This is a genomic window from Streptomyces sp. Ag109_O5-10, from assembly GCF_900105755.1.
GTDB lineage: Bacteria > Actinomycetota > Actinomycetes > Streptomycetales > Streptomycetaceae > Streptomyces.
The window spans coordinates 2,962,323-2,985,135 of the sequence record NZ_FNTQ01000001.1 but is presented as its reverse complement, the minus strand read 5'-3'; the positions used below and the strand labels follow the sequence as shown (position 1 = coordinate 2,985,135).

Here is a 22,813-nt window from a genome sequence, read left to right as displayed (position 1 = left end):
GACCTGAACCCCCGTCCGCCGCTTTCAGGTGCTGTCTGTCGTCACGGACGCCCGCGCTGCCCCCGCAGGTGTTCCGCGATGGGCTTCAGGCCCTTCTCCAGCTCTATGAGTGCCTCCGGCGGCAGCAGGTCGATGAAGTGCCGTCGCACGGAGGCCACATGATGTGGCGCCACCTTGTTCATCGTCTCCATGCCGTGCTCGGTGAGGACGGCGAACAGGCCGCGGCGGTCGGACTCGCAGTTCTCGCGGCGGACCAGGTTCGCGTTCTCCATGCGGGTGATCTGGTGGGACAGCCGGCTCTTGGACTGGAGGGTGGCGGAGGCGAGGTCGCTCATCCGCATCCGGTAGTCCTCCGACTCGGACAGGTTCACCAGGATCTCGTAGTCGTTCATTGTCAGGCCGAACGGCTGCAGATCCTTTTCGAGCTGGTACGTCAACAGCCTGTTGACCTCCAGGTGGGTGCGCCAGGCGCACTGCTCCGCATCGGTCAGCCAGCGCGTGGCCGTCTCGGTCTCCATGAATGAAGTCTACCTAAAATGTTGAAAGGCGAACTAGTGAGGGTGGTGTGACTGTGCGCACGCGTTCGATGTCACACTCCGCAGACTACCGCTCACAGCCCGAAGCGACGCTGGAGGTCCCCCAGCTGTCCGGGAAGGCGCGGTGCCCCCGGTTGTTGTGGACGACCTGTGGAGGGGGCGCCTCCGCCGGGCACTCCGGGCTCGTGCGGAACCGCTCCCGTGGCCTGCTCGGCCATCAGGGTCTCGGTGGACTGGAGCAGGACCGTGCCGGCCCCTACGAACTCGAACTGATGCTCCTCTCCGGAGGCCCCGCCGAGGCCCGTCAGTGCACGTAGACCGCCCAGTACGCCGGTCATGTACCCATGGTCGTAGTGGTGACACGGGGACGGGCAGTCGGCCCACCCCACCAGTGCCTGCGGGTCCACCCGGATGGGGGGTTCCATGAACACCACCGGACCGTTGGACGCCGCCACAAACTTTCCGGTTCCGATAAGGGTCAGAAAACCGGGAACGATTGATTGTTTCAGCGCGAGACTTGGCTGAAAAGCGAGCAGGTTGCCGGAGCGAATGGTCAGGTTGCCGTCTTCAAGGTCGTACGAGTTCACATCGAACGCCCGGTCGGCGAGGAGCATCTTGCCCGAGCCCTCCGCCACCACCCAGTCGCTCGCGTGCAGAGGCGAATGGAAAGACGTGCGGACAAGTCGGTCCAAACGGCCGTGCCCGACGCCGTTGAAGTCGATCGAGCCGTAGTAGGCGATCATCTTGCCCTTCTGCAGGAACCACTGACCGCTCTTGAGCTCCACGCAGAAGGTGTACTTGTTGACGTTGTCGTCGACGGGGAGGGTCATGGGGTCGTAGACGACCGGTCCGGCCGGCCCGGGCGCTCCGTATGCGCTCACAGCTTCTCCTCCGACGCCTGCACGTACACCATGCCGTTGCCGCTGAGCTCCAGCTGGAAGGCCTCGCCGGAGCCGCGGCCCACCATCTCCCGCCAGCCGAGGGCGGCCGACAGCTTGTTGCGCACGTCGCCGTGGTGGGCGACGTAGGCCTGGGGGTCGACGTGGACCGGGCGCTGCGGGGTGACCGGGATCTCGAAGACCCCGCCGTGGGCCATCACGGCGACCGCGCCGTGGCCCTTTAGGGTGGTGGTGAACAGGCCCTGGCCGGTGACCTGGCCGCGGACCATGCCCATCACGCCGCCCTGGGAACCCATGAACATCGTCCCCTGCTGCAGGGTGCCCTCGAAGGCGAGCAGCCGGTCCGCCTCGACGTAGAGGGTGTCGCCGGTGAGGGTGATGACGTGGACGTGGTGGCCGCCGTGCCCGAAGAAGACCGTACCGCTGCCCTCGACGGTCATGAGGGGGGTCGCCTCGCCGGCGACCCGGCGGCCGAGCATCGACATCAGTCCGCCCTGGCCGCCCTGGATGTTGGGCGTGAAGGACACCTCGCCCTTGTAGGCGAGCATCGCGCCGCGCTGGCTGAACAGCCGCTGCCCGGGCACCACGGTCGCCTCGACCATCTTCGAGTTCACCTCGCGCAGGGCCATCTCAGACGTCCCCCGCGATCGTGTTGCGCTCGCTCGGCTGCACGTACACCAGGCCGTCCCCCTCGAACCGGATCTGGAAGGCCTCCCCGCCGCCCTCTCCGAGGAACGTGCGGAAGGTCACACCCGACTGGAAGGACTGGCGGAGGTTGCCCTGATGGGCGATGTAGGCACCCGGGTCGACGGTCAGCGGGTACTGCGGGCTGACCCTGAGCACCACCGCCGGGCCGTCCGACATGATCGCCGCCTGGCCGTGGCCCTCGACCGTCGTGGTGAACAGGCCGTTGCCCTGGGAGGCGCCGCGCAGGCCGGTGAACGTCGTGCCGGTGCGCAGGCCCGCGTCGGTCGCGAGCAGGTTGCTGGACTCGACGTACAGCTTGTCGCCCTGCAGGCCGACCAGGTTGATCTCGGACGCCCGGTCCGCGAACCAGCACGTCCCGTGCCCCTTCACCTCCATCACCGTCATCTGCTCGCCGGTGAGCCGCCGGGTCACCATCCCGCGCAGCCCCTCGCCGCCGCCGCTCAGCTTCTTGAACGCCATCTGCCCGTCGTACGCGACCATCGAGCCGTTCTTCGCCTTCACGGCGTCCCCGGTCATCTCGACGGCGAGCACCTTGCTGCCCTGGAGTCGGAACATCGCCACGCTGCGAAGGTAGCCGCAGGCAGGCGGCGGCGACAGGTCCCGTGGGTGGACATCACCCCCGATCCGCCCCTTAGGGGTGCGGCTGCCAGCGGTGCCGTCGCCACCCCCGCGCCGGGTCCGCGCCGCCCCTTTGCCACAATGGCAGGACGTTTGTGCTCGCGTTCACAAAGAGTGGACGTCTCTCCCACCGAAGGTGACCCGTGGACATCAAGACCGCCACCGCCATCCGCCGCCTCCGCCTGGTCTCCGCCCCGGAGGCCGTTTCCTTCCTGATCCTCCTCGTCTGCTCGGTGCTCAAGCGGACCACGGACTTCAACGCGGTGCCCGTGATGGGCGCGGTCCACGGTGTCCTGTTCATCCTCTACGTGATCTTCTGGGCCGACGCCTGGAACCGCACCAAGTGGCCCCTGAAGACCGGCCTCTTCTACTTCGTCCTCTCCGTCCTGCCGACCGGCGGCTTCTTCGCCGAGCGCAGGCTCAAGCGCGCCGCCGAGGACGAGGTCATCGCGGCCCGCGCCCGCAAGGAAGGGGTCGTGAACGCATGATCGTCGCCTTCTCCGTCACGCCGCTCGGTGTCGGCGAGGACGTCGGGGAGTACGTCGCCGACGCCGTCCGGGTGGTCCGCGAGTCCGGGCTGCCCCACCGCACCGACGCCATGTTCACCTCGATCGAAGGTGAGTGGGACGAGGTCATGGACGTCGTCAGGCGGGCCGTCGCCGCCGTCGAGGCGCGCGCCCCGCGGGTCTCCCTGGTCCTCAAGGCGGACATCCGCCCCGGCGTCGCCGACGGACTCACCAGCAAGGTGGCGACGGTCGAGCGGTACCTCGCCCAGTAGCCGCAGCAGCGGAAGCGAACCGGCGGAAGCGAACCCGGCGGAAGCGAACCCGGCGGAAAGAAACCCCGGCCCCGCGCGGCCGGGGTTTTCTCGTGGCCGACGATTGAGCGGTCGCTCAAAACCCGGTACCGTCATCGCCGAAGGGTTTGAGCGCTCGCTCAAAAAACCCTCGAAGGACCAGGTGACGGGGGTACACCACCAATGGGTCTCTACATAGAGGCGCACATCCGAGCCGACCTCGACGAACTGTGGGCCCGCACCCAGGACCCGGCCCGGCACCAACGCTGGGACCTGAGGTTCACCGAGATCGACCACCTGCCGCGTGCGGCGGGCGAGCCGCAGCGCTTCCGCTACGCCACCCGCGTGCTCCCGTTCCTGACGATCTCCGGCACCGGTGTCTCGGCGGGGGAGAAGGAGCGCCCCGACGGCACCCGCACCTCGGCCCTGCGCTTCACCTCCCCGCACCCGCTCTCGCTGCTCGCCGAGGGCAGCGGCTACTGGCGCTACATCCCGGTCGGCGACGGCGTCCGCTTCCTCACCGGTTACGACTACCGGCCCCGCTGGGGTGCCTTCGGGGCGCTCGCCGACCGGCTGGTGCTGCGCCCGCTGATGGGCTGGGCCACCGCCTGGTCCTTCGACCGGCTGCGGCTGTGGCTGGAACGCGGGATCACCCCGGAACGGGCCCGGCGGAACTGGCTGGCCGAACTGGCGGCCCGCGCGCTGACGATCGCCGGCTGCGCCGCGGGCCTGCGCCGGGGCCCGCTCCTCGGCGCGCTCTCGCCCACCGTCGCCTTCCTGGTCCCGCTCCTCCTCGTGGTCGCTCTCTCGCTGGCCCTCCTCGTCGCCCCGCTCGCGACCACCCCCGCCGCCCGCCGATGCCTGCGCGCCCCGTCGGCGAAGGTCACCGCCCCGCGTGTCCTGCACACCCTGGAGAAGCAGGCGTGACCTCGATGTTCCGCAAGGTCATGGGTCCGGACTTCGACCGGCTGCACCCGCAGCTCCGACGGCGCTTCTCGGTCGGCCTGGAGAGCGGCGAGGCCTGCACCGGCCGCGGCGTGATGGAGCGCATCTGGCACGGGCCGGCGTTCGTGAAGCCGTTCCTGGCGCTGGGCGCCACCCGCAACATCCTGGTCCCGAAGGCCGCCCGGAACGTCCCCTTCAAGATCGAGAATGTGCCCTACACGGACACCTACGGCCGTGAGACGGTGACCTTCGTGCGCACCTTCGACCTGCCCGGCCGCCCCCGCCGCTTCGACGCCCAGATGGTGCTCAGCCCCAAGGGCGACCGGATCCTCGACTACCTCGGCACCCATCAGCACCTCGCCAGCGAGCTGCACCTCCGTGCCGAGGCCGACGGCTCCCTGCTGATCCGCTCCGGCGAACACCGGTTCAGGGAGGGCCCGGTGGACGTCCGGGTCCCTGCACTCGTCGGTGCCACCGCCGAGGTGCGCGAGTCCTACGACGACCGGGCCGGCCGGTTCCGGGTCCGGGTGCGGGTCGTGAACCGGCACTTCGGGCCGCTCTTCGGCTACCAGGGCTCCTTCGAGGCGTCGTACACCGACATCCGCGGCTGCGGGGTGCGACCCGGGCTGCGGCCGGTCCGTGAGGAGCCGCGCGGGTGAGCCCGGAGACCGCCAAGTCCCTGGAGACCAAGAACAAGCTCCTGGAGGGCGCGCTGCGGACGCTCACCGAGCAGGGGATCGCCAAGACCTCGGCCCGTACGGTGGCGGCGGCGGCCGGGGTCAACCAGGCGCTGGTCTTCTACCACTTCGGATCCGTGGACGAACTCCTCTCCGCCGCCTGCCGGTACGGCGCCGAGCAGGCCGTCGCCCGCTTCCGCCCCCGCCTCGCCGCGGTCGGCTCGCTCTCCGAACTGCTCACCGTGGGGCGGCAGATCCACGAGGAGGCACGCGCGGGCGGCCATGTCGCGCTGCTCGGCCAGCTGCTGGCCGGCGCCCAGACCCACGAGGCGCTCGGGCCCGCCACTGCGGCCGGGCTCGACCTGTGGATCGCCGAGATGGAGGAGGTGCTCGTCCGGGTCCTCGCGGCCACCCCCTTCGGCGAGTTCGCCGACCCGGCCGGGCTCGCCCGCGCGGTCGCCGCGTCCTTCGTCGGCATCGAGCTGTACGAGGGCGTCGACACGGCCGGCGCCCATGCGGCCCTGGACGCCCTGGAACAACTCGGCGCGATGGTCGCGGCGCTGGAGGAGCTTGGTCCGGTGGCCCAGCGAGCCGTCCGGCACCATCTGCGGCGGGCCGGCCGGAACTAGGCGCGCCACTGGAAGCGGGGCGGTGTGCCGTCTGTCGTCTGCGGCGTCGTCGTGGCTGGTCGCGCAGTTCCCCGCGCCCCTTCGGGGCGCTGCCCCCTCGGGGCGCTGGCGAACCGCAGCAGGCTGTGACGGGAGCCGTCGACGGGGGCCCGCTACTCGCGTCGCGGTCCCGAGGCCAGTGCGATGCCCAGGGGGGTCCGTTCGTACAGCACCTGGTGGCCGTAGCGGCGTGCGGTCAGCAGGCCCGCGTCGCGCAGGGCCGTCAGGTGGGCGGAGACCGAGGAGGGGGCGAGGCGCAGTCGGTGGGCGAGGGCGGTGGTGGTGGCCGGTTCGGCGAGGGCGGCCAGCACGGTGGCGCGGCCCCGGCCCAGCAGCCGTACCAGGACGTCGGGCGTGGCCGCGGCCGGGTCGGTCCACAGGCCGCCGATGCCCCGGGCCGGGTAGACCACCGTGGGCCGGGCCGGCGGCTCGAACGTGCTGACCACGTCCGGCCAGGTGAAGACGCTCGGCATCAGCACCAGGCCCTGCCCGCCCAGCCGTCGCTCGTACGCGCCGCCGGGCGAGGCCACGGTCAGCGTGCCGGACCGCCAGCCGAACCGGTGGTGGATCTCCGGCAGCAGCCCGCCCAGGCCGACCTCCGCGAGCCGCCGGGAGTGGAAGGCGATGTCCGCCTCCAGCAGGGCGCGCAGCCGGGGCCAGTCCGGGGCCACCAGGACCTGCCAGGCCTCCTCCAGCGCGTCCGTCACCTCCCGGACCAGGCGCGGCGGATCGGCCAGCCAGGCCCGCCCGGTCGCCGATTCCAGCGCGCCCGGCGTGTCCGCGAGGGAGCGCGCGGTGTCCGCCCGGGCCGTATCCGGGTCCACCGCCCGCAGGGCCGCCAGCTCCTCCTCGACGGAGGCGGCCGGGCCCGTCGGGGGTGCCACCAGCCAGTCGGGCGAGTGGCCGCGCCGGGGCATCAGCAGCCACAGCGGGGTCAGGTCGAGACTGGCCGCCACCGCCCTGATCCGCCGCAGCCAGGGCGCGTGATAGCCGTGCCGGTCCGGCCGCCGCAGCGTGCGCACCGCCTCCTGCGTCTCCCACAGCGGCGACACCGCGAACCGGCAGCGCAGGAAGTCGTCCTCGTCGAAATGGAGGTGGGAGGGCATGGCGGGACCGTTCCGGGGCGAAGGGGTGAAGGAACGAAGATTCGGGTGGTGCCGAAACTCTAAGCGGTGGGCCTGGGCACGGGCACGCTGCCGTTCATGTCCGCGCCTGCCCTTCAGAGAACCGCCGGCTACGGCCGGGTCCTCGCCGTGCCCGAGTTCCGTGCCGTCTTCGCCGCCCACGTGCTGTCCATGCTCGGCGTGATCGTCAGCGAGATCGCGCTGTCCGTGCTGGTGTACGACCTCACCGGATCACCCCTGCTCAGCGCCCTGACCTTCGCGCTGGGCTTCCTGCCCTACCTGGTCGGCGGCACGCTGCTGGCCCCGGTCGCCGACCGGTTCCCGGCCCGCCGGGTGCTGGTGGTGTGCGACCTGGTGTGCGCGGGGTGCGTCGTCGTGATGGCGGTCCCCGGAACCGGCATCGGGGTGCTGCTCGGGCTGCGCTGCGCCCTCGCCGTCGTCTCGCCGGTGTTCGCCGGTACCCGGATGGCGACCCTCTCCGACATCCTCGGCGGCGGCGACCTGTTCGTGCTCGGCCGCTCCCTGCTGCGGATCGTCGCGCAGAGCGCCCTGCTGGTCGGCTACGGCCTCGGCGGGCTGCTCCTGGCCGTCCTCACCCCGCGGCACGCCCTGCTGATCACCGTCGGCACCTTCCTCGCCTCGGCCGTCCTGCTGCGCCTCGGCACCCGGCGCCGCCCCGCCCGCGCGCAGGCCCGGGAGCGCGGCGGCACCCGGCAGCTGCTCGCCGACCGCCGCATCCGCCTGCTGCTCCTCCTCTTCTGGGTCCCGGCGATGTTCGCCGTCGTCCCCGAGGCCCTTGCCGCCCCCTACGCCGACGCGCTCGGCTCCGGGTCCCCGGGGCTCGGCCTGCTGATGTGCGCGCTGCCGGTCGGTACCGTCGCCGGGGAGCTGTACGCCGGCGCCCGGCTCGGCCCCGCCGCCCGGGAGCGGATCGCCCTCCCGCTGGTCTGCCTCACCCTGCTGCCGTACCTGGGGTACGCCCTGCACCCGTCCCTCGCGTTCTCGCTGCTGCTCCTGCTGGCGTCGGGGGCCGGGTCGGCGTACACGCTGGGCCTTGACCAGTGGTTCGTGCGGGCCGTGCCCGAGGAACTGCGCGGCCGGGCCATGACCGTGCTCAGCGCCGGGCTGATGACCCTGCAGGGGGTCGGCATGACGCTGGCGGGGCTGGCGGCGGAGGCCGTGGGGGTGCGGTCGGCCGTGGCGGGCGCCGGGGTGGTGGGGACGGTGTGCTGCTGCGGCCTGGCGGCGGCGGCCCGGCGGTCCCCGGCCCGCCCCGCCGGAGGCGACCGGGCCGGGAGGTGACCGAAAGCCGAGACAGGGCTGACCGCTATATGACCGGCCGGTAGGGTCGGTCACGTGCCCAAGCCTCTCAGTCTCCCCTTCGACCCCATCGCCCGTGCCGACGACCTCTGGAAGCAGCGCTGGGGAAACGTCCCGTCGATGGCCGCGATCACGTCGATCATGCGGGCCCAGCAGATCCTGCTGGCCGAGGTCGACGCGGTGGTCAAGCCGTACGGGCTGACGTTCGCGCGCTACGAGGCGCTGGTGCTGCTCACCTTCTCCAAGGCCGGCGAGCTGCCGATGTCGAAGATCGGCGAGCGGCTGATGGTGCACCCGACCTCGGTGACGAACACCGTCGACCGGTTGGTGAGGTCCGGTCTGGTCGACAAGCGGCCCAACCCCAACGACGGGCGCGGCACGCTCGCCACGATCACCGAGAAGGGCCGCGAGGTCGTCGAGGCGGCCACCCGCGACCTGATGGCGATGGACTTCGGGCTCGGGGTGTACGACGCCGAGGAGTGCGGGGAGATCTTCGCGATGCTGCGGCCGCTGCGGGTCGCCGCGAACGACTTCGAGGAGGACTGAACGCACCCCGCGCACAGGAGTGACCCGGGGCAAGATCTCCCGGAACGGGTGGTTACGCTCGTCCCCATGAAAAAGAGCGTGCTGACCCGCTACCGCGTCCTGGCCTACGTCACCGGTGTGCTGCTGGTGCTGCTGTGCCTGAGCATGATCGCCAAGTACGGGCTGGACATCGACGGTGCGGCCGACGTCACGCGCGTCGTCGCCATCGCGCACGGCTGGCTCTACGTCGTCTACCTGGTCTTCGCCTTCGACCTGGGTTCCAAGGCGAAGTGGCCGGTCGGCAAGCAGCTGTGGGTGCTGCTGGCGGGCACCATCCCGACCGCCGCCTTCTTCGTGGAGCGCAAGGTCACCCGCGAGCTGGACGCCAAGGTCACCGAGGGTTCTCCGGTGGCCGCGAAGGTCCAGGCCTAGGCCACAGCCCCCCGGGCCGTACCGCCGTGCGGACACCCGTACGGCGGTTCCCCATCGACTTTTACTAGGACGTCCTAGTAAATTCGAAGCATGGACGCTGACGCCATCGAGGAGGGCCGCCGACGCTGGCAGGCCCGTTACGACGCGGCCCGCAAGCGGGACGCCGACTTCACCACGCTCTCCGGGGACCCCGTGGAGCCGGTGTACGGGCCCCGACCAGGGGACACTTACGAGGGATTCGAGCGGATCGGCTGGCCGGGGGAGTACCCCTTCACGCGCGGCCTGTATCCGACCGGCTACCGCGGGCGGACCTGGACGATCCGCCAGTTCGCCGGGTTCGGCAACGCCGAGCAGACCAACGAGCGCTACAAGATGATCCTCGCCAACGGCGGCGGCGGTCTCTCCGTCGCCTTCGACATGCCGACCCTCATGGGCCGGGACTCGGACGACGGGCGCTCGCTCGGCGAGGTCGGGCACTGCGGGGTCGCCATCGACTCCGCCGCCGACATGGAGGTCCTCTTCAAGGACATCCCCCTCGGCGACGTCACGACGTCCATGACGATCAGCGGGCCCGCCGTGCCCGTCTTCTGCATGTACCTGGTCGCCGCCGAACGGCAGGGCGTCGACCCGTCGGTCCTCAACGGCACGCTCCAGACCGACATCTTCAAGGAGTACATCGCCCAGAAGGAGTGGCTGTTCCAGCCCGAACCCCATCTGCGGCTGATCGGCGACCTGATGGAGTACTGCGCCACCGGCATCCCCGCGTACAAGCCGCTCTCCGTCTCCGGCTACCACATCCGCGAGGCGGGCTCGACGGCCGCGCAGGAACTGGCCTACACGCTCGCGGACGGCTTCGGGTACGTCGAGCTGGGGCTCTCCCGCGGCCTCGACGTGGACGTCTTCGCCCCCGGCCTCTCCTTCTTCTTCGACGCGCACGTCGACTTCTTCGAGGAGATCGCCAAGTTCCGGGCCGCGCGCCGGATCTGGGCGCGGTGGATGCGGGACGTCTACGGCTCCCGGTCGGAGAAGGCGCAGTGGCTGCGCTTCCACACCCAGACCGCCGGTGTCTCGCTGACCGCGCAGCAGCCGTACAACAACGTGGTGCGGACCGCCGTGGAGGCACTGGCCGCCGTGCTCGGCGGGACCAACTCGCTGCACACCAACGCCCTGGACGAGACCCTCGCCCTGCCGAGCGAGCAGGCCGCCGAGATCGCGCTGCGCACCCAGCAGGTGCTCATGGAGGAGACCGGGGTCGCCAACGTGGCGGACCCGCTGGGCGGTTCCTGGTACGTCGAGCAGCTCACCGACCGGATCGAGGCCGACGCCGAGAAGATCTTCGACCAGATCAAGGAGCGGGGGCTGCGCGCCCATCCGGACGGGCGGCACCCGATCGGGCCCATCACGTCGGGCATCCTGCGGGGGATCGAGGACGGCTGGTTCACCGGCGAGATCGCCGAGTCCGCCTTCCAGTACCAGCAGGCGCTGGAGAAGGGCGACAAGCGGGTCGTCGGCGTCAACGTGCACACCGGGTCGGTCACCGGCGACCTGGAGATCCTCCGCGTCTCGCACGAGGTCGAGCGGGAGCAGGTACGGGTGCTGGGCGCACGCCGCGCGGCGCGGGACGAGGGCGCGGTGCGTGCCGCCCTGGACGCGATGCTGGCAGCCGCCCGGGGCGGGGCCAACATGATCGAGCCGATGCTGGAGGCGGTACGGGCCGAGGCGACCCTGGGCGAGATCTGCGGGGTGCTGCGGGACGAGTGGGGGGTGTACACGGAGCCGGCCGGGTTCTAGCCGCGTACCGCCGCGTACCAGGGGGCTCCGCCCCCTGGACCCCCATGACCTACGCCCACCCACCACCCGACTCGGTCGGCCGAGAAGCGGGCGCCCCCGTCGACTCGGTCGGCTGAGAAGCGGGCGCCCCGGTCGGCTCGGTCGGTCGGGGAGTGGGTGTCCCGGTCGGCTCGGTCGGTCGGGGAGTGGGGGCCCCGGTCGGCTCGGTCGGTCGGGAAGTGGGTGCCCCGGGCGGCTCGGTGGGTTGAGAGGTGGCCGCTCCGGTCGGTTCGGCCGTCGGCTCGGCGGCGAGGCCCAGGAGCAGGACGCGGGTGAAGTCGCGCACCCATTCCTCGTCCGCCGGCTTGCCGCTCATCAGGGTGCGGTGGACGACCGCGCCCGCCACCATGTCGAAGATCAGGTCCACCGTGCGGGCGGCCTCCTCCGGGTCCGGCTCGGTGGGGAGTTCGCCCCGGCACTGCGCACGGGCCCGGCCCTCCAGGACCAGCCGCTTCTGGCGGTCCACGATGGACGCGCGGATACGTTCCCGCAGTGCGTCGTCGCGGGTCGACTCGGCGACCGCCGCCATCAGGCCGCTGCGGGCCTCCGGGCGGTCCAGGATCGCCGCGAACTGCAGCACGACGCCCTCGATGTCGTTCGCCAGGCTGCCGCGGTCGGGGAGTTCGAGTTCGTCGAAGAGTTCCGCCACCGCGTCGACGACGAGTTCGTTCTTGCCGGCCCAGCGGCGGTAGAGAGTCGTTTTTGCAACCCCGGCCCGCGTGGCCACGTCTCCCAGGGTGAGCTTGGACCAGCCCAGATCGACCAGCGCCTGCCGCGTCGCCTCCAGGATCGCGGCGTCCGCGGCGGCGCTGCGCGGGCGGCCGGTACGTCCGGCGGGGGTGCGGCTCTGCATCCCACGACCATAACCGGGGTTTCCCGTGATGCCGTGAGGGAGATCACCGGAAAGTGGTGTCGCGCGGGTGCCGGATGGCATTACGCTACGGGTCGTAGCGAAAGCTCGTGGCCGACCGCACGGGCGACGACCATGGCGTGGGGTGGGGACCCGGCGCCGCTGAAGCACAGATGTTCGGCCCGGCTTTCACAACGTTTTTCACACACGCGCGGGATCGGGGGAGGATAGACGCATGCAGCCACGGAACATGTCCATGAGCGGCGTCGTCGACCTCGCCGCGGTCAAGGCGGCCCAAGAGGCCAAGGCCAAGGCCGAGCAGGCGCGCGCCGAAGCGGCCCGGCAGGGTGGTACCGGCGCCGTCTCCCCGGCCGATCTGGTCATCGACGTCGACGAAGCCGGCTTCGAGCGCGATGTCCTGCAGCGGTCCGCCGAAGTCCCTGTCGTCATCGACTTCTGGGCCGAGTGGTGTCAGCCCTGCAAGCAGCTGAGCCCGGTCCTGGAGCGCCTCGCCGTCGAGTACAACGGCCGCTTCCTGCTGGCGAAGATCGACGTCGACGCCAACCAGATGCTGATGCAGCAGTTCGGGGTCCAGGGGATCCCGGCGGTGTTCGCCGTCGTCGCCGGGCAGGCGCTGCCGCTCTTCCAGGGTGCGGCGGGCGAGGAACAGATCCGCGGGACGCTGGACCAGCTGGTGCAGGTCGCCGAGGAGCGGTTCGGACTGACCGGCCTCGTCGTCGACCCCGACGCGGAGCCGGGCGCCCAGCCGGAGCCCACCGTGTCGGCGGGTCCGTACGACGCGCTTCTCGAAGCCGCCGTCCAGGCGCTGGACGCGGGCGACTTCGGCGGCGCGGTCCAGGCGTACAAGAACGTGCTGAGCGACGATCCGGCCAACAGCGAGGCCAAGCTCGGGCTCGCGCAGGCCGAGTTGCTCCAGCGGGTGCAGGGGATGGACCCGCAGCAGGTGCGCAGGGACGCGGCCGAGAAGCCGGCCGACGCCGGGGCCCAGATCGCGGCCGCCGACCTGGATCTGGTGGGCGGGCATGTCGAGGACGCCTTCGGGCGGCTGATCGAGACCGTGCAGCGGACGGCCGGGGACGACCGGGACGCCGTACGGCGGCGGCTTCTTGAGCTCTTCGAGGTCGTGGGCACCGACGACCCGCGGGTTGTGGGAGCGCGCAGGGCGTTGGCGCGCGCGCTCTTCTAGACAACGATCTGAACACAGGGCTGACCAGTCGCTAAACGTCACGTCCTGTGATGCCCGAGTGAAAGATTCGCCGAGGCGGGGCCGCAGCGGCCGCTCTTTACCAAATCTTGGTAATCGCGGCCGCTGTTACTCGGAGTAAATCAGCGCTGTTGGTCTGTCTGGTTTCGTCCACCGATCAACTGTTTTGCTCCGCCCCCGAATGCCACCCAGAGTCGCTTTCCGAGACCGGTGGGTCCTCCTTCGGTTATCCGGCCGTTACTACCGAGTAACGAAGCCCCTTGTGCGGGCGGCGAGAATGCACCACGATCGGCGACGCTCGGTCCATTCCCGTACCCCGACAGCCGGTCGGGCCGCGGGTTCATCTGGGTCCCCACCGAGCAGAGTCGGCGGCAGTGACGCCGTCTCTTGGGCAGGGGGGTCTTCGCCTCACCGCGAAGCCTGTCCAGCAAGGTTGTGCGTGATGCGTGTCAGGCGCGACCAGTGGTTGTCGCTCGGGGGTGATCGCCGGTGATCGAGGTGCGTTCGTGCCTCCGAGTACGGGCGCTCCCCTTCCGAGGACGTAGCACTTCTCCCATCCCTGCCCGGCTGAGCCGCCGTTGGGGGCGAGACCGGGCCAGGAGATGTACGTCCGAGAAGGAGGAAATATGGAGTCCCAGGTGCGTGGCGGGACCAGATGGAAGCGGTTCGCTGTGGTCATGGTGCCCAGCGTCGCCGCCACGGCGTGTATAGGTGTCGCCCTCGCGCAGGGTGCTCTCGCCGCGTCGTTCAGTGTGTCGGGCCAGCAGTTCAAGGTCACGGCCGACCAGCTCGAGGGCGACGGCTTCGTTCAGTACGGCGCTGTCGACTCGGGTGTCACCCTCGCCGGTGACAAGACGATCCACCCGGTGGCGGTGTCGGCGTTCAACAGCGCGACCATCACCAACCTGTGCCAGTCCGTGGTCACGCCGAACGTCCCGATCTTCGGGAACGTCAGCCTGATCCTGCACGCGGGCGCCGACGCGAAGAAGCCGGTCGAGGCCAGCAAGCTGTACATCGACCTCGACGACCTGAGCGCCGACGCGACGTTCACCAACATCAACATCGGTGTCGCGGCCGGCAGCTCGACCAAGGGTCCGGGCATCAAGTCGGACGAGGTCGCCAACAAGCAGACGAACCCGAACGGGTTCGCGCAGGAGGCGGACCACGCCTCGCTGTCCGGCGTGAAGCAGACGGCGTGGGCCACCACTGCCGGAACCTTCAAGCTGAGCGGCCTGCACATGTCGATCTCGACGAAGGGAGCGGAGTGCTACTAAGCACTCCGTGACGGGCGGGGGCGCCGACGGCACCCCCGCCCTCCCCCTTCATCCCACGGTCTTCACACGCGGTACAAGGAATCACCACCGCACCACACAGCATCACCACCACAGCAACGCCGCACCAGGGAGCTGTTTTCCATGAGCGCCGAGACTCCTGCCGCACCCGGCCAGTTCACCCGCCGGAGGCTGCAGTTCCGCTCCTGGCGGGGCACGCGGCCGTTCTGGGCCGGTCTGTACATCCTGCTCGCCGGTTTCCCGATCATGTACTTCCCCTACGCGCACCTTCATCTCGGCAACCTGACGGTGGCGATGTCGACCACCGCGGGCGCCGGATCCCTGATCATCGGTGTGCTGCTCGTCGTCCTGGGCGTCAGCCTGTGGTTCCAGAAGCACATTCGCACGTTCGCGGGAATCGCCGCGATCCTGCTGGCGCTGGTGTCCCTCCCCGTGTCCAACTTCGGCGGCTTCGTCATGGGCTTCCTGTTCGCCCTCGTGGGTGGAGCGATGGCCGTGGCCTGGTCTCCGGGCGCGCCCCCGAAGCCGCAGCCGGAGGGCGAGATCCCGCCGGCCGGGGACGACGCCCCGGTGGAGGCCGCTCACTACCCGGGGACGGACGGCGCGAGCGATGGGGGTACCTCCCAGGGCCTGGCGCCGCTGGGGGAGAACGACCTGTCAGGAACGAGCCCGGTGAACGGGGCGAACGGGAGGCACAGTGCCGGCTGACGAGGTGACCCACGGGACTGATGTGGACGAGTCCCGTGTGAGAACCGGGCCGCGGCATGCGGCGCCCAGGAAGCCGCTGTTCACCAGGTTCCACATGCCGGCGGGCAAGGCGATCGCCTCCGTGGCGATGCCGACGGCCGTACTCATGGGCTTCGGGTTCACGTCCTCGCTCGCGATCGCCGACACCAACAGCACGTCGTCGGCGTCCTCGAAGAGCCTGGCCGAGGACTACAAGGACTGCGTCTCCGCCCTGGACTCGGCGTCGCCCTCCGCGTCGGCGAGCGACAAGGCCACGGACTCGGCCTCGCCGTCGGCGACCGCGTCGCAAGGCGCCAAGGACTCGACGTCGTCGTCGGACAAGTCGTCTTCGTCGGATTCAGGTTCCGACGACGCGGCCACGCCGACGCCGTCCGCGTCCAAGTCGTCGTCCTCGTCCCATTCGGGCTCGTCGGGGTCCTCCGGTTCGTCGGGCTCCGGCAGCACGGCGACCCCGTCGCCGTCGGCCTCCGCGAGCAGCAGCAGCGGTGGCGGCCTGCTGGGCTCGATCGGCGACGCGATCGGCAGCATCCTGAGCGGCGGCGGCACGACGGGCTCGTCCTCGTCGGACTCCACCACGAGCGCCCCCTCGCCGTCGGCGTCCGCGTCCTCGGACTCGTCCTCCTCGTCGTCCTCGTCGAGCAAGGACAGCGGCTCCGACACCGTGTCCAAGACCGTCAAGAAGGTCACGGACACGGTGAAGGACACCACCGACACGGCGACCAAGGCGGCCGGCGAGGTCACCAAGGACGCCGCCAAGGCGGCCGGGGACGCCACGTCCAGCGCCTTGCCGAGCCCGTCCGCGAGCTCCAGCAAGTCTGCCGACGGCTGCAAGGTCGCCACCGACGACGTGAGCGGTGTCGACAACAAGGTCGCCGTCGCGGACGACCCCTGGTACCTGAGCGCCAGCTCGCTGACCCTGAAGGGCGCCGACTACCAGGGCATCGTCGAGGTGAAGACGGCAGGCGGCGAGACGAAGAAGGTGCTGAAGTACGTCATCTCGGGCGGCACCGACATCGGTGACCTGCACCAGACGGTCAAGGACACAAGGATCGGCAAGACCTACCACGTGCAGGCGGCCGCCGGTTCGAAGTCCACGATCACCGGCGGCGCCACGACGATGTACACGCAGTCCATCTCCGGCAACCTCTTCGGCCTGATTCCGATCACGTTCGACGTGGACAACCCGCCGCCGCTGAACATCCCGCTGATCTACTTCACCAACGTCAAGGTCGTCCAGGCCGCCCAGTTCGGCGGGACCCTGCACGTGCCCGGGATGCACGTCTACACCACCGACGGAACCGGCTGAGCGCCACCACGGACCCCTCCGGGAGCCGCAAGAGGGCTGTGCCCCGCCGAGTACCGACTCGGCGGGGCACAGCCCTGTCCGTCGCCCCGCCGGAGTTCCCCCGGCAGGAGCAGACGGAGAGACGATCGCCTTCTCCTTCGAACCCCGCGCCGAGGGCGCCCCCTGGCCACAGGGAGCGCCCTCGGTGTCGTACAAGGCCCCTTACGGGTGCGTCACTTGTTGATGCCGCCGATGTGGTGGACCCGGAGCATGTTGGTGGTGCCCGGGACGCCGGGGGGCGAGCCGGCCGTGATGATCACGGTGTCGCCCGCGTTGAAGCGGTTGATCTTGGCGAGCTCCTGGTCGACCATGTCTACCATTTCGTCCGTGCTGTTCACGAACGGCACCACGTGCGACTCCACGCCCCAGCTGAGGGTGAGCTGGTTGCGGGTGCTCTCGTCGGTGGTGAAGGCGATGATCGGCTGCTGCGCGCGGTAGCGCGAGAGCCGACGGGCGGTGTCGCCGGACTGGGTGAAGGCGACCAGGCCGCGGCCGCCGAGGAAGTCGGCGATCTCGCAGGCCGCACGGGCTACCGCACCGCCCTGCGTACGCGGCTTCTTGCCCGGCACCAGCGGCTGCAGGCCCTTGCTGAGCAGCTCCTGCTCGGCCGCCTGGACGATCTTCGACATCGTCTTCACGGTCTCGACCGGGTACGCGCCCACGGAGGACTCGGCGGAGAGCATGACCGCGTCGGCGCCGTCCAGGATCGCGTTGGCGACGTCGGAGGCCTCGGCGCGGGTCGGGCGGGAGTTGGTGATCATCGACTCCATCATCTGGGTCGCCACGATCACCGGCTTGGCGTTGCGCCGGCACAGCTCGATCAGGCGCTTCTGCACCATGGGGACCTTCTCGAGCGGGTACTCGACGGCCAGGTCGCCACGGGCCACCATGACGGCGTCGAACGCCATCACGACGCCCTCCATGTTCTCCACCGCCTGCGGCTTCTCCACCTTGGCGATGACGGGGACCCGGCGGCCCTCCTCGTCCATCACCCGGTGCACGTCGTCGACGTCCTTGGCGTCCCGCACGAAGGACAGCGCGACCATGTCGCAGCCCATGCGCAGCGCGAACCGGAGGTCCTCGACGTCCTTCTCGGACAGCGCGGGCACGTTGACGGCCGCGCCGGGCAGGTTGATGCCCTTGTGGTCGGAGACGACACCGCCCTCGATGACGATCGTCTTCACCCGCGGGCCGTCGACGTCCGTGACCTTCAGCTCGACGTTGCCGTCGTTGATGAGGATCTGGTCGCCGCGCGAGACGTCGCCCGGCAGGCCCTTGTAGGTCGTACCGCAGATGGTCTTGTCGCCCGGGACGTCCTCGGTCGTGATGACGAACTCGTCACCGCGCTCCAGCTCCACCGGTCCCTCGGCGAAGGTCTCCAGACGGATCTTCGGGCCCTGCAGGTCGGCGAGGACGCCGATGGCACGGCCGGTCTCCTTGGCGGCGGCCCGGACACGGTCGTACCGCCCCTGGTGCTCGGCGTGGGAGCCGTGGCTGAAATTGAACCGGGCCACGTTCATGCCCGCCTCGATCATGGCGACGAGCTTCTCGTGGGTGTCGACCGCGGGGCCGAGAGTACAGACGATTTTCGAACGGCGCATGGGGGCGATCCTATCGGTTTGTTTCGCTACGGAATATTCCGTCTGGTGGAAGATACAAATGGGCGCTAATGTGCTCAGCTGTTATTTCCGACCGGTGCCGATCCGGTACCGACGAGCGCGTACGTCTGGGTCGCGATCTCCAGCTCCTCGTCCGTCGGCACCACCGCGACGGCGACGCGTGCGCCGGCGGGGGATATCAGCCGCGGCTCGTCCGCCCGTACGGCGTTCAGCTCCGGGTCGACCGCGAGCCCCAGCCCCTCCAGGCCCGCCACCGCGGCCTCCCGCACCGGGGCCGCGTTCTCGCCGACGCCCGCGGTGAAGGCCACCGCGTCGACCCGGCCGAGGACGGCGCAGTAGGCGCCGATGTACTTCTTCAGGCGGTGAATGTAGATGTCGAAGGCGAGTTGGGCCGCTTCGTCGCCCTCGTCGATCCGGCGCCGGATCTCCCGCATGTCGTTGTCACCGCACAGACCGAACAAACCACTCCTCTTGTTGAGAAGAGTGTCGATCTCGTCCATGGACATTCCGCCAACTCGCGCCAAATGGAAAATGACGGCCGGGTCCAGGTCACCGGAACGGGTCCCCATCACCAGCCCCTCCAAAGGCGTCAGGCCCATCGAGGTGTCCACGCACCGGCCGGCCCGGACGGCCGACGCGGACGCCCCGTTGCCGAGGTGCAGCACGATGACGTTCACCTCCTCCGGTGTCCTTCCCAGCAGCCGCGCGGTCGCCCGGGACACGTAGGCGTGCGAGGTACCGTGGAAGCCGTACCGGCGGATCCGGTACCGGTCGGCGAGCTTCGGGTCGATCGCGTACCGCGCCGCGGACTCCGGCATCGTCGTGTGGAACGCCGTGTCGAAGACGGCCACCTGCGGCAGGTCCGGGCGCAGCGCCCGCGCGGTGCGGATGCCGGTCAGGTTGGCCGGGTTGTGCAGCGGGGCGACCGGGATCAGCCGCTCGATCTCGGCGAGCACCGCGTCGTCGATCACCGTCGGCTCGGTGAAGAACAACCCGCCGTGCACCACCCGGTGCCCGACCGCGGCCAGTTCCGGCGAGTCGAGCCCGAGCCCGTCCCGCGTCAGCTCCTCGCCCACGGCCTTCAGGGCGGCCTCGTGGTCGGCGATCGGGGCGACCGTCTCGCGGGTGTCACCGCTGTCCAGGCAGGTGTGCCTCAGCCGTGAGGTCTGCTCGCCGATCCGCTCGACGAGACCGACCGCAAGCCGGCTGCTGTCCCGCATGTCCAGCAACTGGTACTTCACCGACGAGGAACCGGAGTTGAGGACGAGGACACGGGTCGGACTGGGACTCACTGGGCGGTTGCCTTCTCGCTCGGGGACGCGGCCTGGGACCCGGTGGGGGCCTCAGGGGACTCGGCCGGGGTCTGGGCCTGGATCGCCGTGATGGCGACGGTGTTGACGATGTCCTGGACGAGGGCGCCCCGGGACAGGTCGTTGACGGGCTTGCGCAGCCCCTGCAGCACCGGTCCGACGGCGATCGCGCCGGCCGACCGCTGCACGGCCTTGTAGGTGTTGTTGCCGGTGTTGAGGTCCGGGAAGATCAGCACGCTGGCCTGCCCGGCGACCTCCGAACCCGGCAGCTTGGTGGCGGCGACCGACGGTTCCACGGCCGCGTCGTACTGGATCGGCCCCTCGATCTTCAGGTCGGGCCGGCGCGAGCGCGCCAGCTCGGTCGCCGCCCGCACCTTGTCCACGTCCGCCCCCGTACCCGACGTGCCCGTCGAGTACGACAGCATCGCGATCCGCGGCGCCACCCCGAACTGGGCGGCTGTACCCGCCGACTGGACGGCGATGTCGGCGAGTTGCTCGGCGTCCGGGTCCGGGTTCACCGCGCAGTCGCCGTAGACCAGCACCTTGTCGGCCAGGCACATGAAGAAGACGGACGAGACGATCGACGACCCCGGCTTGGTCTTGATGATCTCGAAGGCCGGGCGGATGGTCGCCGCCGTGGAGTGCACGGCCCCGGAGACCATGCCGTCCGCGAGCCCCTCCTGCACCATCAGGGTGCCGAAGTAGTTGACGTCGGCGACCACGTCGTACGCCAGCTCCACCGTCACGCCCTTGTGGGCGCGGAGCAGGGCGTACCGCTCCGCGAACGCGTCGCGCAGTTCGGAGGTGGACGGGTCGATCAGCTGGGCGTCGCCGAGGTCGATGCCGAGGTCGGCGGCGTTCTTGCGGATCTGGTCGACGGGGCCGAGCAGTGATATGTCACATACCCCCCGGCGCAGCAGCACCTCCGCCGCACGCAGCACCCGCGGCTCGGTCCCCTCCGGCAGCACCACCCGCCGCTTGGCGGACCGCGCCTGCTCCAGGAGCTTGTGCTCGAACATCATCGGGGTGAGCCGCCCGGTGCTCGGCGCCGAGACCCGCTTGTCGAGGCCGGCGGTGTCGACGTACCGCTCGAACAGGCCGAGCGCGGTCTCCGCCTTGCGCGGGGTGGCCGCGTTCAGCTTGCCCTCGAGGGAGAACAGCTGGGCGGCGGTCGGGAAGCTGTTGCCGGGCACGGACAGCACCGGGGTGCCGGGGGCGAGCCGGGCGGCGAGGGTGAGGATCTCGTCGGTGGGCCGCTCGCCGAGGGTGAGCAGCACGCCGGCGATCGGCGGGGTGCCGGCGCTGTGCGCGGCCAGCGAGCCGACGACCAGGTCCGCGCGGTCGCCCGGGGTCACCACCAGGCAGCCCGGGGTCAGGGCGGGCAGGAAGCTCGGCAGCATCGCCCCGCCGAAGACGAAGTCCAGGGTGTCCCGGGCCAGCCCCGAGTCGTCCCCGAGCAGCACTTTCGCGTCGAGCGCGTGGGCGATCTGGGCGACCGTGGGCGCGGACAGCGCGGGCTCGTCCGGCAGGACGTACACCGGCACCGGCAGCCGCCCGTCGATCCGCCGGGCTATCTCGTCCCGGTCCTCGCGCGCGACCCGGTTGGCGATCATCGCCAGCACGTCGCAGCCGAGACCGTCGTACGCCCGGAACGCGTTGCGGGTCTCGGCCAGCACCGACTCCGCGTTCTGGTCGCGGCCGCCGACCACCGGGATCACCGAGGCGCCGAACTCGTTGGCGAGCCGGGCGTTGAGGGACAGTTCGTCCGGGAACTGGGTGTCGGCGTAGTCGGTGCCGAGGACGAGGACGACGTCGTAGTCGCGGGCGACCAGGTGGAAGCGGTCGACGAGGGTGGAGACCAGTTCGTCGGCGCCGCGCTCGGCCTGCAGGGCGGAGGCCTCGTGGTAGTCCATGCCGTAGACGGTCGCCGGGTCCTGGGCGAGGCGGTACCGCGCACGCAGCAGCTCGAACAGCCGGTCGGGACCGTCGTGGACGAGCGGGCGGAAGACGCCGACCCGGTCGACCTGCCGGGTCAGCAGCTCCATCACGCCCAGCTCGACGACCTGACGGCCGTCGCCGCGGTCGATCCCGGTCACGTACACGCTGCGCGTCACGTGTGCACTCCGTCTCTGTGTGGTTTGTGTGCGGCCGCATGAAAATCGCCCACCGGGGTGAGCGGAACGCTCTTGACAATACCCCCGGCGCCGGATAAGGCGCCCGCCAGGCCTTCACCGCCCCGTACGGCATGAAACAATCGGATCGGCTCACCGGTAACGACAGCGAGCAGGAGACACACCACCATGCGCATCGGAGTTCTCACCGCAGGCGGCGACTGCCCCGGCCTGAACGCCGTCATCCGATCGGTGGTGCACCGGGCCGTCGCCCAGTACGACGACGAGGTCATCGGTTTCGAGGACGGCTTCCGGGGCCTGCTCGACGGCCACTACCGCACCCTCGACCTGGACGCGGTCGGCGGCATCCTGTCCCTCGGCGGCACCATCCTGGGCTCGTCGCGGCTGGAGCGGGACCGGCTGCGCGAGGCGTGCGACCGGGCCACCGACATGGTCGAGGAGTTCGGGATCGACGCGCTGATCCCGATCGGCGGCGAGGGCACGCTGACCGCGGCGCGCATGCTGTCCGACGCGGGCCTGCCGGTCGTCGGCGTCCCGAAGACCATCGACAACGACATCTCCTCCACCGACCGCACCTTCGGCTTCGACACGGCGGTCGGCGTCGCCACCGAGGCGATGGACCGCCTCAAGACCACCGCCGAGTCCCACCAGCGGGTGATGGTCGTCGAGGTGATGGGCCGGCACGCCGGCTGGATCGCCCTGGAGTCCGGGATGGCGGCCGGCGCCCACGGCATCTGCCTCCCCGAGCGGCCCTTCGACCCCGCCGACCTGGTCAAGATGGTCGAGGAGCGCTTCGCGCGCGGCAAGAAGTTCGCCGTGGTGTGCGTGGCGGAGGGCGCTCACCCCGCCGACGGCACGATGGACTACGGCAAGGGCGAGATCGACCAGTACGGCCACGAGCGCTTCCAGGGCATCGGCACGGCCCTGGCGTACGAGCTGGAGCGGCGGCTCGGCAAGGAGGCCAAGCCGGTCATCCTCGGACACATCCAGCGGGGCGGCACGCCGACGGCCTACGACCGCGTCCTCGCGACGCGGTTCGGGTGGCATGCGGTGGAGGCGGCGCACCGGGGGGACTTCGGGAGGATGACCGCGTTGCGGGGGACCGACATCCGGATGGTGCCGCTCGCGGAGGCGGTGACCGAGCTGAAGACGGTGCCCAAGGATCGGATGGACGAGGCGGAGTCCGTCTTCTAGGGCTGCGGTCTGCTTCCGGCG

The 22,813-nt window shown here is 70.5% G+C and carries 22 protein-coding genes and 1 pseudogene; 14 read left to right on the top strand and 9 right to left on the bottom strand.

Translation table 11 applies throughout. The features are described 5' to 3' along the window. Positions 1–41: 41 nt before the first annotated feature. The 4 genes from BLW82_RS13550 to BLW82_RS13535 all read right to left on the bottom strand — a co-directional run bounded on the left by BLW82_RS13550 (position 42) and on the right by BLW82_RS13535 (position 2,698). A complete protein-coding gene (locus BLW82_RS13550) occupies positions 42–518 on the bottom strand; it encodes a MarR family winged helix-turn-helix transcriptional regulator (RefSeq protein WP_093499033.1) in 477 nt (158 codons plus the stop codon). 92 nt (positions 519–610) lie between these two features. Next, positions 611–1,417, bottom strand: coding sequence for an AIM24 family protein (locus BLW82_RS13545; protein WP_093499032.1), 807 nt, complete (start codon positions 1,415–1,417; stop codon positions 611–613). Continuing rightward, positions 1,414–2,064, bottom strand: a complete 651-nt coding sequence (locus tag BLW82_RS13540; RefSeq protein ID WP_093499031.1) for an AIM24 family protein — start codon at positions 2,062–2,064, stop codon at positions 1,414–1,416. Before BLW82_RS13540 ends, BLW82_RS13545 begins: the two co-directional genes overlap by 4 nt. Before the next feature lies 1 nt (position 2,065). Beyond that, on the bottom strand, positions 2,066–2,698 hold the full coding sequence (locus BLW82_RS13535; RefSeq protein WP_093499030.1) for an AIM24 family protein: 633 nt from the start codon (positions 2,696–2,698) through the stop codon (positions 2,066–2,068). 206 nt (positions 2,699–2,904) lie between these two features. Here BLW82_RS13535 and BLW82_RS13530 point away from each other — a divergent pair, with 206 nt between their 5' ends. From BLW82_RS13530 to BLW82_RS13510, 5 genes are all read left to right on the top strand, one after another. Further along, the gene (locus BLW82_RS13530; RefSeq protein ID WP_093499029.1) at positions 2,905–3,249 is read left to right on the top strand and encodes a DUF3817 domain-containing protein; all 345 of its coding nucleotides are present in this window, start codon (positions 2,905–2,907) and stop codon (positions 3,247–3,249) included. Then, positions 3,246–3,539, top strand: coding sequence for an MTH1187 family thiamine-binding protein (locus tag BLW82_RS13525; RefSeq protein ID WP_093499028.1), 294 nt, complete (start codon positions 3,246–3,248; stop codon positions 3,537–3,539). The genes BLW82_RS13530 and BLW82_RS13525 overlap by 4 nt, the downstream gene beginning before the upstream one ends. Before the next feature lie 201 nt (positions 3,540–3,740). Further along, positions 3,741–4,484 (top strand): hypothetical protein, encoded by a 744-nt coding sequence (locus BLW82_RS13520; protein WP_093499027.1) that lies wholly within the window; start codon positions 3,741–3,743, stop codon positions 4,482–4,484. After that, the gene (locus tag BLW82_RS13515; RefSeq protein WP_093499026.1) at positions 4,481–5,161 is read left to right on the top strand and encodes a DUF4166 domain-containing protein; all 681 of its coding nucleotides are present in this window, start codon (positions 4,481–4,483) and stop codon (positions 5,159–5,161) included. The genes BLW82_RS13520 and BLW82_RS13515 overlap by 4 nt, the downstream gene beginning before the upstream one ends. Then, positions 5,158–5,808, top strand: a complete 651-nt coding sequence (locus BLW82_RS13510) for a TetR/AcrR family transcriptional regulator (protein WP_093499025.1) — start codon at positions 5,158–5,160, stop codon at positions 5,806–5,808. Before BLW82_RS13515 ends, BLW82_RS13510 begins: the two co-directional genes overlap by 4 nt. 152 nt (positions 5,809–5,960) lie before the next feature. On the opposite strand, the gene BLW82_RS13505 is transcribed toward BLW82_RS13510, so the two are convergent. Then, a complete protein-coding gene (locus BLW82_RS13505; protein ID WP_093499024.1) occupies positions 5,961–6,953 on the bottom strand; it encodes an ArsR/SmtB family transcription factor in 993 nt (330 codons plus the stop codon). A 96-nt stretch (positions 6,954–7,049) separates the two neighbouring features. On the opposite strand from BLW82_RS13505, the gene BLW82_RS13500 reads away from it, so the two are divergent. From BLW82_RS13500 to BLW82_RS13485, 4 genes are all read left to right on the top strand, one after another. After that, on the top strand, positions 7,050–8,273 hold the full coding sequence (locus tag BLW82_RS13500; protein ID WP_093508029.1) for an MFS transporter: 1,224 nt from the start codon (positions 7,050–7,052) through the stop codon (positions 8,271–8,273). Positions 8,274–8,327: 54 nt separating this feature from the next. Then, positions 8,328–8,837: a MarR family winged helix-turn-helix transcriptional regulator gene (locus BLW82_RS13495; protein ID WP_093499023.1), complete on the top strand. Its 510-nt coding sequence runs from the start codon at positions 8,328–8,330 to the stop codon at positions 8,835–8,837. Positions 8,838–8,903: 66 nt separating this feature from the next. Then, on the top strand, positions 8,904–9,248 hold the full coding sequence (locus BLW82_RS13490) for a DUF3817 domain-containing protein (protein WP_093499022.1): 345 nt from the start codon (positions 8,904–8,906) through the stop codon (positions 9,246–9,248). Between the two features lie 90 nt (positions 9,249–9,338). After that, the gene (locus tag BLW82_RS13485; protein WP_093499021.1) at positions 9,339–11,039 is read left to right on the top strand and encodes a coenzyme B12-dependent isobutyryl-CoA mutase large subunit; all 1,701 of its coding nucleotides are present in this window, start codon (positions 9,339–9,341) and stop codon (positions 11,037–11,039) included. A 259-nt stretch (positions 11,040–11,298) separates the two neighbouring features. Here BLW82_RS13485 and BLW82_RS13480 read toward each other — a convergent pair. Continuing rightward, positions 11,299–11,931 (bottom strand): annotated as a pseudogene (locus BLW82_RS13480) (TetR/AcrR family transcriptional regulator); the annotation flags it as partial. Positions 11,932–12,163: 232 nt separating this feature from the next. Between BLW82_RS13480 and BLW82_RS13475 the strand changes: the two are divergent. The 4 genes from BLW82_RS13475 to BLW82_RS13455 all read left to right on the top strand — a co-directional run bounded on the left by BLW82_RS13475 (position 12,164) and on the right by BLW82_RS13455 (position 16,498). Continuing rightward, positions 12,164–13,135 carry a tetratricopeptide repeat protein gene (locus BLW82_RS13475; RefSeq protein WP_093499020.1) on the top strand — a complete coding sequence of 324 codons (972 nt, stop codon included), beginning with the start codon at positions 12,164–12,166 and terminating at the stop codon, positions 13,133–13,135. 644 nt (positions 13,136–13,779) lie between these two features. Then, complete coding sequence (locus tag BLW82_RS13465; RefSeq protein ID WP_093499019.1) at positions 13,780–14,427, top strand: DUF6230 family protein; 648 nt, start codon at positions 13,780–13,782, stop codon at positions 14,425–14,427. A 141-nt stretch (positions 14,428–14,568) separates the two neighbouring features. Next, positions 14,569–15,153: a DUF6114 domain-containing protein gene (locus BLW82_RS13460; protein WP_093499018.1), complete on the top strand. Its 585-nt coding sequence runs from the start codon at positions 14,569–14,571 to the stop codon at positions 15,151–15,153. Beyond that, positions 15,143–16,498, top strand: coding sequence for a hypothetical protein (locus tag BLW82_RS13455; RefSeq protein WP_177232936.1), 1,356 nt, complete (start codon positions 15,143–15,145; stop codon positions 16,496–16,498). The genes BLW82_RS13460 and BLW82_RS13455 overlap by 11 nt, the downstream gene beginning before the upstream one ends. A 212-nt stretch (positions 16,499–16,710) precedes the next feature. Here BLW82_RS13455 and pyk read toward each other — a convergent pair whose 3' ends face one another. From pyk to pta, 3 genes are all read right to left on the bottom strand, one after another. Next, entirely contained in the window at positions 16,711–18,138 is a 1,428-nt protein-coding gene (pyk, locus tag BLW82_RS13450) for a pyruvate kinase (RefSeq protein ID WP_093499016.1), read from the bottom strand. A gap of 74 nt (positions 18,139–18,212) precedes the next feature. Next, the gene (locus BLW82_RS13445; RefSeq protein ID WP_093499015.1) at positions 18,213–19,448 is read right to left on the bottom strand and encodes an acetate kinase; all 1,236 of its coding nucleotides are present in this window, start codon (positions 19,446–19,448) and stop codon (positions 18,213–18,215) included. Next, positions 19,445–21,580: a phosphate acetyltransferase gene (gene pta, locus BLW82_RS13440; RefSeq protein ID WP_093499014.1), complete on the bottom strand. Its 2,136-nt coding sequence runs from the start codon at positions 21,578–21,580 to the stop codon at positions 19,445–19,447. Before pta ends, BLW82_RS13445 begins: the two co-directional genes overlap by 4 nt. Before the next feature lie 186 nt (positions 21,581–21,766). Between pta and BLW82_RS13435 the strand changes: the two genes are divergently transcribed. Further along, on the top strand, positions 21,767–22,792 hold the full coding sequence (locus tag BLW82_RS13435; RefSeq protein ID WP_093499013.1) for an ATP-dependent 6-phosphofructokinase: 1,026 nt from the start codon (positions 21,767–21,769) through the stop codon (positions 22,790–22,792). The last annotated feature ends 21 nt before the right edge of the window (positions 22,793–22,813 follow it).